The sequence below is a fragment of the Acidisoma silvae genome (genome assembly GCF_020618775.1).
Lineage (GTDB): Bacteria > Pseudomonadota > Alphaproteobacteria > Acetobacterales > Acetobacteraceae > Acidisoma > Acidisoma silvae.
Window position 1 is genome coordinate 1 of sequence record NZ_JAESVB010000039.1, and the last position, 10,712, is coordinate 10,712.

Consider the following 10,712-nt stretch of genomic DNA (forward strand, 5'->3'; position numbering starts at 1 on the left):
TGCAGGGACGCCAACAGGCCCGGTCATCTTCGTCCAACTTGAGAGACTATTTTTGTAGGACAGCCACCACAGGTAACAGGTAAACGACTTTAAAATATAGTCTATGAACAGTCTTCATCCAAGGTGACTATCTCAAACCGTTTCTACCCAACAAGCTTCGAGACCAATTGACTTCTACAAGGCAGACCGCAACCCTTAGCCAAAATATAGGTTGAGGTCACTATGACATTGGCTTTATCTGCTCCCATAGAAATTGTAGCAGCGGCACTCGCCGTAGCTATAATTGCAGTGGTGCTCCTGGCAGCACGGCTACGATTAACATCTGCGCAATTAAAAAAGGCCAACGATGATGCCGAAGAAGAACGGCGTGAAAGCATAGCGCTTCGCAATCGCTTTCTACCCATTACTAACCTGAAGGATGAGCAAGAACGGCTAACGTCATTGGTCGAATCTTGTCAAAATAAAATTGCAGAATTGCACGGAAAATACGAAGAAATGCGGATTAGCGAAGAGGCTCGGATTCAGACTAGTCTTATTGCAAACGAAGCTCATTTGACCGACCTAAGAAAAGACTACCAAGAGAAAAAATCTGTCTACGATCGCATGCTCGCCGAGATGGCTCTATTCGATGAGCGCCTCGCTTTCGCAGAAATGGGTGTTTATGAACCTCATTTCGATTTTTTAGATAGCGAACAGTACAAGGCAGAGATTGAAAAGGTTCGCCAAGCGCAGAAACAGCTTATCGTTCAAAAAAGCGCTGTCATCTGCACGACAACCTGGAGTCTAAACGGTAGCCAATCACAAGGCTTAACAATGACTAATCGTAATATTAGACTTTCTCTGCGTGCTTTTAATAACGAGTGCGACGTGGTCATCGCAAACACGCGATGGAATAATGTTAAAGCGATGGAAAACCGCATTGTTCTAGCCAAAAGCCAGCTAGAAAAACTGAATGCGTCTAACGAAATAAAAATTACTGATCAGTTTTTTCAGCTCAAATTGTGCGAATTGTTTTTAACTCATGAGCATCGAGAGAAACTAAAGAAAGAGCGTGAGGATCGAGCCGAGTCAATGCGCCTGGCACGAGAGGAACAGCGACTGTTACGAGACAAAGAAGAGGCCGAGGAACAAGAGGTTCGCTATTCGCGTCTTTTAGAAAAAGCCAAGGCTGAGGCTGCTGACATTGTTGGACCGCAACTCGACGCTTATAGCCAGAAAATTGGCGACCTCGAGAAGGATCTTGCCGCGGCTCGCGCTAAGGTTGTGCGCGCACAAGCTCTCGCCGAGCGAACCCGCTCAGGCTACGTCTATATTGTCTCCAACATCGGCTCATTCGGAGACGGCGTAGTCAAAATCGGGTTGACTCGGCGCCTAGACCCCCTTGATCGCGTCCGAGAGCTCGGCGATGCCAGCGTGCCGTTCAGCTTTGACGTCCACGCCATAATTTACAGCGATGATGCACCTGTTCTAGAGCGCGCTCTTCACAGCGCTTTTGAATCGACCCGTATCAATGTTCAGAATTACAGGAAGGAGTTTTTTCGTGCCAAAATCGATGATGTCGAAGAAACTGTAAAGCGACTAGCACCGACAGCGCCGTTCTTCCGTGATGTTGAGGCTCAGGAATACCACGAAACCCTTTCCAGACGCCAACAAGCCTTGGCTGAGCCCAACGCTCGTGAAGTTTTTCCTGCAGTTTTATGATGCAATGACAAAAAATTTTATTGAGCTTCTCGATATCAGCGCCTGATAAACTGGATTATCAGATATTAATTTAGGCATAGAAAAGATGGGGCAGCGCCAGCAGGTATTTTTCGTTAATCAGAAAAACTCGGAGAACTGCTGCAGAAGCACACTCAGCATCGTCCCCATTCATGAAAACTACATAAGACAAGATCCAAAAAAACTCTCTAATAAAAGCGGTTTTTGCGTGCCCTCTCTCAAATCGCCCGGCTAAAATGTCAGAATTAAACAATCAAGCTCTTGAAAAAGTTTTTGTATCGAATTAGAAATAATTTTCTACTAAGGCATCTGCCTAACTCGAAGATTTCCACAACTACGCCGCAATAAAAATAAAAAGGTGACGAAATGGCCAAACGAGTAGATATTGTTAAGGTTAAGAACCCACAAGGCTGGGAACCAAACCCGCATCATGCCGTGGAAGAAGAGGGAACAGAGAAACTTTTATATGAATGCGACAAGCAAAGAGAGGCTGAGAATTGGGCAGTATCGCAGGGATACACAATCAATATACATCGTGAACGTAATAGGAAGCCGACAGATAGGCACGGTCAATTTCGGCGCCAATAACATAGTCGAGAAATTATACGATGATCCGACAAGCATGAATTTTTCCCCTTTTAAAAGGGGACATTGATCTGATTCGGCATGGCGACCGAAGAAAGTCGCTATGCCCCTTTGCTTTCTGCCGGGACTTCTTGAGCCTCGCCTGCTGCCTTTCCCGCCGCCGCGCCTGCGCCTTTAGGGCTTGGGCCTTCCGCACCTTCGCTTTGAGCGCTTCCCGCGAATACAGCATGAAGGCGCCCGGCCCAACATGCAGCTTGAAGAGGCCCTTACTCATCGTTCCATGCCCTGATCTCGTCCCCGGTCCTGCTCACGCGAGCGCTCCTGCTGCAGGCGTTGCCGTTGGCGCTGCTGTTCCGCTCTTTCCGGCCAAAGCTCACGGGCAAGCGCCGCGCGTTCCTGTATCTCCTCGAGCTTTGCCTCCGCCGCAGGCTGCACTTTCTGTAGCGCCACCGCTGCTGTGGCTTTGGCTGCCGAGAGGTCTTTTGCCAGTACCTCCCGCTCGGCCACGGCGGGCTTAAGCTCACGCTCGGCAAACGCCACCATGCTGTCCTGCAGCTCATAATCCTGGTCGGGGCGAATAATCCCTGCACGTTGGGCTAGCCGGGCCACGGCTCCCATCGCCTGCCACAGTTCCTCTCTGACCCGCGCATGATAATTCAGTACCCCGGTGTAATGCTCGATGCTCTTGGCATTGCGGGCAGCCTCTTCCGCCAGTTTGCCAGCGCGATCGGCGGCAGCGGCATAGGCCGGAGAGATATCCCGGGCGGAATCTTCAACCGTCATGGGCCGATCCCTCCACGCGTCCCGATCGCGAACTTTGTCGGCATCCCTGACGCGATCGAGGGACCGGTCATCGTAGCCCTGCAACTCCCGGCGAACGGCATCCCGCCTCGTCTCGGGCTTCACGACCGCGTCACGGACCTCTGCCGGCCGCTCTCGCACTGCAACGGTCTTTGCGCGAAGCGAATCCTGCCCTACCCGCTCCGCGCCGCGCGTAGCCGGCGGCGTTCGCTCCGGGATGACGATCTCGCTGCGCGGCACCATGCCCCGGCGCTCCGCGTAACCGGCGCGCGCATAATCGAGCGTCGTTTCCTTGGCGTTGGACCGGCTGAGTCGGCTGGAGAGTGCCGTCAGATCGCGGAACTCATCGCGGCCCGCGTAGAGCCGCGCCTCGGTCCGATGCCGGGTCATGCCGACATAGGCCAGGTGCTTGTCCATGCTCTCGGAGGCGAGCACGAAGGCCCGGTCGACCGTCGCACCCTGCGATTTGTGGATGGTCGTCGCATAGCCATGATCGACCGCCTGATAACTCCAGGCCTCGACCGCCACCTTCCGTCCTGGTGCCTGCCCTTCCCCGTCCAGCCGCACCAGCAAGACGCCATCCTTGGCGATCTCGACCGTGCCCAGCATGCCGTTCTTCACCTTGAGCGTGCTGTCATTCTTGAGGAACACCAGCCGGTCGCCGGCAGCGAACTGCCGCTCGCCCGTCTCAGTCTCAAAACGCGCCTCATCGGCCAGGGCGCCCTGCTCCTTTCGGGCCGCCCGGATCTCATCGTTCAGCGACCGCACATCCGCCCGGCGATGCGCCAGTACGATGCGGCTGCTCTCGGGGTTCGACGCCATATCCGTCATCACGTCGCGGACGATCGCCGCGCGTGCCCGGTCGCGATCTGCCCCATGATTGTCATAGGCTTTCAAGCCGTCAGCGACCCGGCTTCGGCCAAAATCGACGGAGGCCTTCCGCTGCCAGGCCTCTGTCTGCCGGCGGATCCCTTCCAGCTCGACAAAACCCGTGCGTTCGGCAATCGCCCGGAAGGCCGCTCCCGCATTGATCGGCTGCAACTGCTCGGGATCGCCCACCAGCACCAGCTTGGCGCCGGCCTCATCGACCGCCTTCACAAACCGCGCCAACTGCGCCGAGGACACCATGCCGGCCTCGTCGATGACGAAGACATCGCCGCGCTTAAGCTGGTTGCGGCCATGCGCCCAACTCAGCTCCCAGGAGGCCAATGTCCGTGACGGAATGCCCGACGCCTGTTCCAGACCCTCAGCGGCTTTCCCGGCGAGGGCCGCACCATAAACACCCCCTACCAAACTATCGCTTTTCCAGACGTCCAACGCCGCCGCCAGCATCGTGCTCTTGCCCGCACCCGCCAGACCCACGACCGCCGCAATCCGCTCCGCTCCACAAACATGACGCACCGCGTTCCGCTGTTCGTCCGACAGTTTGCTGTGCCGCCGTAGCCTGTTATCCGTCATGGCCGCTTCAACAGCACGATCGAACGATCCGATTTCGCCATCCGCCATCCGGTCGGCCCGCCGCGCCATATCGTGCTCGAGTTCAAACTGATCGCGCGTCGTGTAGCGGGCTGGCTGCACCACCCGGCCCTGCGCATTCCGCTGCTCAGGCTGCAGCTCCATCAAATCCGGAGAGGCCATGACCTTCGCCATCGCGGCCTGGAAGGCCTGCGGCTGGTCGATAGTGCGATGGAGCAGACGGGCGATATCGCGCTGATCGAAGACGCTCTTCTCGTCCGTGACGATCCGCAAAGCCTCTTCCGGCCGCGTCGCAATCCGCTCGGCGTTCCGGGCGGCAGCGGCGGGATCGATCCGGCGCCGCTCGACCTCTTTCCCGCGGCTTGCGGTGGCCGTCGCATGCACGCCCACATACTGGGTCGGCTCGATCTCAAGACCCCGCTCGGCGTGGCTGCGGTGGTCGATCCGCACGTCATGCCCGGCTCGGGCCAACGCGACATTGGCCTGCTCTTCCCAGACCTGCCGTATATCCCGCAGCTGATCGTGCGAGAGCGGCAGGCCCTCCGCCTGAAGCCGCGCATTATTCTTCTCGATCTGCGTCTTGTCCCCCAGACCGTCCGGCGTCACCTGGCGCGTCGTCATCAGCAGGTGGGCATGGGCGTTCCGCTGATCCTTGCGCTCGTCCGGCCGGTGGATCGCCATATCGACCGCCGCGCCATAGCGGTCGGCTAGATAGGCGGCAAAGCCGCGTGCTAAATCCCGCTGCGCGCCTTCCTCCAGTTCATGCGGCAGCGCCAGAACGAATTCCCGTGCGGTCCGGGAATCCTTCCGTTTCTCGGCTGCTTCCGCGGCATTCCACAGCGTGCTCCGGTCCCTGGCCCAAGCCGCATCGACGCCCGCCGGCAGCACAATCTCGCTGCACACAACGCCGCCGCGCCCGGTATAGTCGTGCGTCACGCCATCGCGGGCGTTCGTCAGAACCGTGCCCGCGCGGTAGGCCGCGGCCGCGACAGCGCTCCGCCCCTGAGAGCGGCAGATCGGTTTCATGCTCAAATGATAGATCGCCACGGTGACTCGTCTACCGAGCACGGCCTTGCGCAGCAAGGCGTAAGTGCGCCCTTCCCTCACAATTTCGGTCGGGTAGGCTTGACATTTCGAATCATTTTAATTCCAACATTGCATCGTTATGTTGCAATGTCATCATCCAGTTTGAATAGGTACGGTCGATACAACCGAGAGCATGACCGTGTCTAAAGTCACACCAGAACAGATCAAGCGCCTTCAAGAGAAGGCCGATCAGCATAACGCCAAGCTACAGGCAGCCAAGGCCAGACTGGCTGAGACCGAACGCAAGCTCGACACCCGCCGCAAGATCATAGCGGGCGGTCTGCTCTTCGACGCGGCATCCAAGGATAAGCAATGGGCGCATCACCTCGCGGCCCTGCTAACCCGCATTGATCGCCCGAACGACAAGGAACCCTTCGAGGGCTGGAGCATCGAGCAATACAAGCTCGAAGGCGGCAAGCTTGGCGATAAGAAGCGCGCCAAGATTGAAGCCGCTGTCGGCGATGACGATGCGGGTGTTTGAGACCGGACATGCGCACCCTTCTCTCTCTGGCGCTCGTCCTCCTGCTCGGATCGTGGGTCTCCGCCCATGCCGATAGCCTGGCCGATGTTGAGCGCCCCTCTTCCTCCATTCCCGGCTGCTTGAACGACTGGGCCGTGCCCAATCTTCCTGACGGCACGCATACCTGTGAAGGCACGGCCGTCGCGCAAATTTGGAAGGAGCGCGCGGCGTCGGTTGCCTCGGCCAGTGATGTGGTCACAGGTGCGTCCCGCGATCCTAACCGGACGGACAAGCAGGCCGTCATCGATGCACTGAACGTCCTCGCGGCATCGGCCGACGTGATCGCCGCCACCTACCATCCTCAGGCGTCCGACGAGAACCGTTTTGCGGATATGCTCGCCTGGATGCGGCAGCGCTTCCAGGATTTCCAGCTGCCGATCCCGGCCAGCCTGGGCGATGGCTTTCGGATCCTCCAAAAGCGGCTTGCAGACCCCAGGCTTCTCATCGTCGATCGGAATGCTGTCTATGACCGGGGTGCCATGATGGTGGCAGCCTTCAACGAGGCCGTCGTCGAGACAAGCGATTCCATCGCACCCGAGACGGATGCTGCTGTCTTCCGCGCGCATCAGGCAGCCGTCGCAGGAGCACAAGCCGCCGATGAGGGTAAAATCGACACCGACGCGGCCTCTACCGCGATCGCCAAAGCGGCCGGACCGGATGACGCCGGCATCGCGGAAACACAGTCGGATATTCTACAGGCGTCGATCGCCGCGCACCCAAATCAATCGCACTATTTGCCGCGCACCTGGCGGCGGCTGAGCGCCATTCCGAGCGGGCTTTTGGGTCTGGTCGTTGTCTGTGCCGTCTTCATGCTGTTCAGCCTTAAGCGCAACACAGCCACTTATGGCTTTCGCCACGCCCTCGGTTACTCTCTTGTCATCGTTGTGGCTGCAGCCATCAGCTGGTTAGTCGCGTTTTTGCCCTTCGCAGTCGGAATTTTTCCGAACGGTATTTGGGTCGCTGTCGTATGGCTGATGCTGTTCGTGATCCTGCTTTTTGGTTGGCGGCGCTTCGTCCCGGCATGGGTCAAAGCATCGTTCATGGGTCAGGGATCCAGCACCCATGGCACGGCGCATTTTAGCGCGGTGAAGGAGGCGACCGATCGCAATCACCTGGCCCCCGGCGCGCCATCCGACGCTTTTGCCCTAGGCTGGCTGCACGGCACGGGGAAGCTCGCCGATGGCCGCTTCCGGCAGGATGGGCATATCCTTACCTGCGCCCCGACCGGCGCCGGCAAGGGCATCGGCGCCGTCATCCCCAACCTCCTGGATTATCCGGGCTCGGCCTTCGTGCTCGACTTCAAGGGCGAGAATTATGCCGTCACCGCCGGCGCGCGGCGGGCAGCCGGCCAGGACGTTTTCCTGATCGATCCCTTCGGCATCACGGGCGCTCCAAGCCACGGCATGAACTGGCTCGATGCCCTCGATCCTGAGGATCCGGATGTCGTGGCGCTTGCCGGAGCCATGGCCGAGATGCTCATCGCTCCCACGAGCAAGGAGACCGATCCGCACTGGACAGAAACCGCGCGCGAGCTGGTGCGTGGGTTGCTGATCTATGTCGCCGGTCTGCCGCCCGAGCGGCGCTGCATGAACGAGCTGCGGACCATTCTAACGGGGTCTGAGGACGATTGGGCGGAGACCCTCGCCCATATGCTCGACGACCCGCTGCGCGGGCACCGGATTGTCGCCCGCACGGCGACGGCACACCTCAACCGCCCGGAGCGGGAACGGGCCTCTGTTCTCTCCACGGCGACACGCCACACCGCCTGGCTGGATGACCCGCGTCTTGCCGCCACGCTCAGCCGCAGCGATTTCGATCTCCGCGACCTCAAGCGCCGCCGGATGACGGTCTATATCGCCCTCCCCCCGGATCGCCTGCGGCCCAGCCTCGGCTTCGTGCGCGGCTTCATCGGCCTGGCGCTCAATGCCATGACGGCAACCCAGGGCAAGCCGGAGGCGCGTGTCGCCTTCTTCCTCGACGAATTCGGCCAGCTCGGCCGCATGGACAGCCTGGCGGACAACATCACCATCCTCCGCGGCTACGGGGCCCAGTTCTGGCTCTTCGTGCAGGACCTTTCGCAGCTCAAAGCCGTCTATCCCCGCTGGCAGAGCTTCCTCGCCAATACCACCCAGCAGTTCTTCGGCACGGCCGACTACGACACCGCCAAATATCTCAGCGATGCGCTCGGCCAGTTCACCGTCAGCTTCACCACAAGCGGCAGCTCCACATCCACAGGCTATGGCCAGCACGGAGGTTCCGTCAGCTCCAACGAGCATGTTCAAAGCCGTTCTTTGATGACCCCGGACGAGGTTATGCGGTTGGGGCCGGAGCAACCGATCGTCATGATCTCCAGGGAGGCGCCGTATTTGCTTTTCCGTCTCAACTATCTGACCGACGCGCCCTACGCGGGAAAATTCGATCCCAACCCCATGCATCTCGCCAAAGCGGGCGAATAACCGTCACCACCCACCAGACAGACCAAGTCTGGTGGGTGCTTCCCAGGTCTGCCGGCAGAGCGGCTTTCGCCGTCCGGCAATCCACGACTGTGCTTCAAAATATCTCACTGCCCAAAAAACCCAGGTTATCTGGGGCTAAATCCCCCCGTATTTGATTCAAAATATCCCAGGCCATGGTCGTCTTCACATCAGCGACGCCCTTCATCGCGCAACTCGCGGATCGAAATACCGCCCAGGGTGTAGCCCTTGCTATCCGAGCAGATTGCTTCCGCAGTCTGTCGAGCTGTTTTTCGACGCTTGTTTATGAACTCACGCATCAGCTCACGGACCGCCTCCTCGGGGGATTGATGTTTTGCGTCCGAAAAGCGTTTGAATTCTTTGAGCAGTTCGGGTTCGAGCTCAATCGTTATAGCCACTTTCTCCGACACTGAAACTTCCCCCACAAAACATGCTGCAACCACTGACGAAGTATCTTTTTCTAAGCAAATTTAAATACTAGACCAGATTCCGGCCTAACGTTTGATGCCGGACAGTAGAGACGGTGGGTCTCAATCTTTGACTCAGACCCAAAGTATCAGGGTCGAGGCCCTACAACCGCTCAATGCGGCGCTGGCCAGCCCGTCCCCGGCGCAGCTGGGGCACGCTCACGGATTTCGCGGGCAACGGGAGGGAGCATGACGCTCCATACGGTCGCGCTTATCGTTTAGGCGCACCGGAGAAACTACCGCCCCGCCGTGCGTAGAAAGTCCGGATTTTCGTGCTGCGGTAGAGACTGCCTTAGGCAGCTTGGAGAATTTTCATCTCAACATGAAACCCGGCGGCGGCAGCCATAGTTACAAGAGCATCCAACCCGAAAAGCCCAATCTTGCCACGGTTCAGATCGGATATGCGGGGCTGTGTGACGCCAAAAGCCTTTGCTGCTTCTGCCTGAGTCATATTGTTGCGCGCAATATAATCCTTGATGCTCATCATAAGCGCTGACCGCAGCTTCATGTTTTCAGCTTCAGCGGGAGTGTCTTCAATCGCATCCCAGACACTCCTAAATGTTTCATTGCTCATTTGCTTCTCTCTTTCAAAAGGTCTTTGAGCCTGGATTTTGCTAAGTCTATATCCGATTTTGCGGTTTGCTGTGTTTTCTTCTGAAAGCAATGCAAAACATAGACTGCCTCGGTGAACTTGGCGATATAGACAACGCGGAAAATTCCTGCGTCATCACGAACACGAATCTCCTTCACCCCCTGGCCGATAGAAGTCATGATCTTCCAATCGTCAGGGTCTAGCCCAATTTGCACCTGGCCGATCTGGAAGCCGCACTCTTTCCGGGCCTCTGTCGGAAACGACCGTAAGTCAGCAAGTGAAGTGCCGCGAAATGAGACGTTCTTAGGGTAGCTCATAGCTTAATATACAAAATTTTGTATGTTTTGCAAGGACGATTTTTCCTTTTTCCCTATTTGAAGCTGAACCGGCGAGCGGATCGTCGGCTGGAACGATGGCCAAGTTCTTTGTATTGCGAGGGCAAGAGCCTACGCGTCACGCGGTCGTATCGCCGGGAAGGCCGCCGGTTGGCCTTCCCGGCGCTCACTCTCACGCCGCCCAGGCAAACAGATCGTCGGCCGGGACGCTGGCCGCGATCCTGGCATTGCGAGCAGCGCGGGCTTCGGTGAAATCGATCGAGACCATCTCGATGGAGGGCCTTACGCCATGCCAGCCGTCATAGACGGCGCAATCCACGCTTTCGGGCCAAAGCTCGATTGGACTTGCTTCAGAAAAGTGGAGGGCTCCTACTGGCATAGAGGAGTTATCCAGGCATGGCGCAACGATTTACGCAGGAGTTTGAAGACGAGGCGGTTCGTCTGGTCCAGACGAGCGGCCGGACGCGGCGGGAGATAGCGAATGATCTTGGCATCGGCTTGTCGACGCTGACGCGCTGGTTGTCCCGCCGCCGGGACCGGGAGATGGATGAGCCGGAGCGGCGACCACCGGGTGAGGATGCCGCCGCCGAGCTAAAGCGGCTTCGGCGAGAGAATGAAATTCTTCGCCAGGAACGCGATATCCCGAAGCGTGCTACC

Annotated in this window: 9 protein-coding genes; 4 read left to right on the top strand and 5 right to left on the bottom strand. The window is 58.1% G+C overall.

Annotated elements, in window-relative coordinates:
* Window positions 1-222 precede the first annotated feature (222 nt).
* Window positions 223-1,701, top strand: coding sequence for a DUF4041 domain-containing protein (locus ASILVAE211_RS25155; RefSeq protein ID WP_227324118.1), 1,479 nt, complete (start codon window positions 223-225; stop codon window positions 1,699-1,701).
* Between the two features lie 873 nt (window positions 1,702-2,574).
* On the opposite strand, the gene traA is transcribed toward ASILVAE211_RS25155, so the two are convergent.
* Window positions 2,575-5,628, bottom strand: a complete 3,054-nt coding sequence (gene traA / locus ASILVAE211_RS25160; RefSeq protein ID WP_227324119.1) for a Ti-type conjugative transfer relaxase TraA — start codon at window positions 5,626-5,628, stop codon at window positions 2,575-2,577.
* A 178-nt stretch (window positions 5,629-5,806) separates the two neighbouring features.
* On the opposite strand from traA, the gene ASILVAE211_RS25165 reads away from it, so the two are divergent.
* Complete coding sequence (locus ASILVAE211_RS25165; RefSeq protein WP_227324120.1) at window positions 5,807-6,148, top strand: mobilization protein; 342 nt, start codon at window positions 5,807-5,809, stop codon at window positions 6,146-6,148.
* An 8-nt stretch (window positions 6,149-6,156) separates the two neighbouring features.
* Window positions 6,157-8,643: a type IV secretory system conjugative DNA transfer family protein gene (locus ASILVAE211_RS25170; protein WP_227324121.1), complete on the top strand. Its 2,487-nt coding sequence runs from the start codon at window positions 6,157-6,159 to the stop codon at window positions 8,641-8,643.
* Between the two features lie 188 nt (window positions 8,644-8,831).
* Here the strand turns inward: ASILVAE211_RS25170 and ASILVAE211_RS25175 are convergent, their stop codons facing one another.
* The 4 genes from ASILVAE211_RS25175 to ASILVAE211_RS25190 form a co-directional block, all read right to left on the bottom strand.
* Window positions 8,832-9,071 (bottom strand): ribbon-helix-helix domain-containing protein, encoded by a 240-nt coding sequence (locus ASILVAE211_RS25175; protein ID WP_227324122.1) that lies wholly within the window; start codon window positions 9,069-9,071, stop codon window positions 8,832-8,834.
* Window positions 9,072-9,420: 349 nt separating this feature from the next.
* On the bottom strand, window positions 9,421-9,702 hold the full coding sequence (locus ASILVAE211_RS25180) for a helix-turn-helix domain-containing protein (protein WP_227324123.1): 282 nt from the start codon (window positions 9,700-9,702) through the stop codon (window positions 9,421-9,423).
* Window positions 9,699-10,037 carry a type II toxin-antitoxin system RelE/ParE family toxin gene (locus ASILVAE211_RS25185; RefSeq protein WP_227324124.1) on the bottom strand — a complete coding sequence of 113 codons (339 nt, stop codon included), beginning with the start codon at window positions 10,035-10,037 and terminating at the stop codon, window positions 9,699-9,701. Before ASILVAE211_RS25185 ends, ASILVAE211_RS25180 begins: the two co-directional genes overlap by 4 nt.
* A 190-nt stretch (window positions 10,038-10,227) precedes the next feature.
* Window positions 10,228-10,374, bottom strand: coding sequence for a hypothetical protein (locus ASILVAE211_RS25190; RefSeq protein ID WP_227324125.1), 147 nt, complete (start codon window positions 10,372-10,374; stop codon window positions 10,228-10,230).
* Window positions 10,375-10,451: 77 nt separating this feature from the next.
* Between ASILVAE211_RS25190 and ASILVAE211_RS25195 the strand changes: the two genes are divergently transcribed.
* Window positions 10,452-10,712 (top strand): transposase (locus ASILVAE211_RS25195; protein ID WP_227324126.1); only part of this gene is annotated, 261 nt, incomplete at its 3' end.

What these genes read in the sequence shown, in the direction of transcription:
- ASILVAE211_RS25170 (WP_227324121.1), top strand. Translation starts at nt 6,157, where the DNA reads ATGCGCACCCTTCTCTCTCTGGCGCTCGTCCTCCTGCTCGGATCGTGG.
- ASILVAE211_RS25185 (WP_227324124.1), bottom strand. Translation starts at nt 10,037, where the DNA reads ATGAGCTACCCTAAGAACGTCTCATTTCGCGGCACTTCACTTGCTGAC.
- ASILVAE211_RS25180 (WP_227324123.1), bottom strand. Translation starts at nt 9,702, where the DNA reads ATGAGCAATGAAACATTTAGGAGTGTCTGGGATGCGATTGAAGACACT.
- ASILVAE211_RS25155 (WP_227324118.1), top strand. Translation starts at nt 223, where the DNA reads ATGACATTGGCTTTATCTGCTCCCATAGAAATTGTAGCAGCGGCACTC.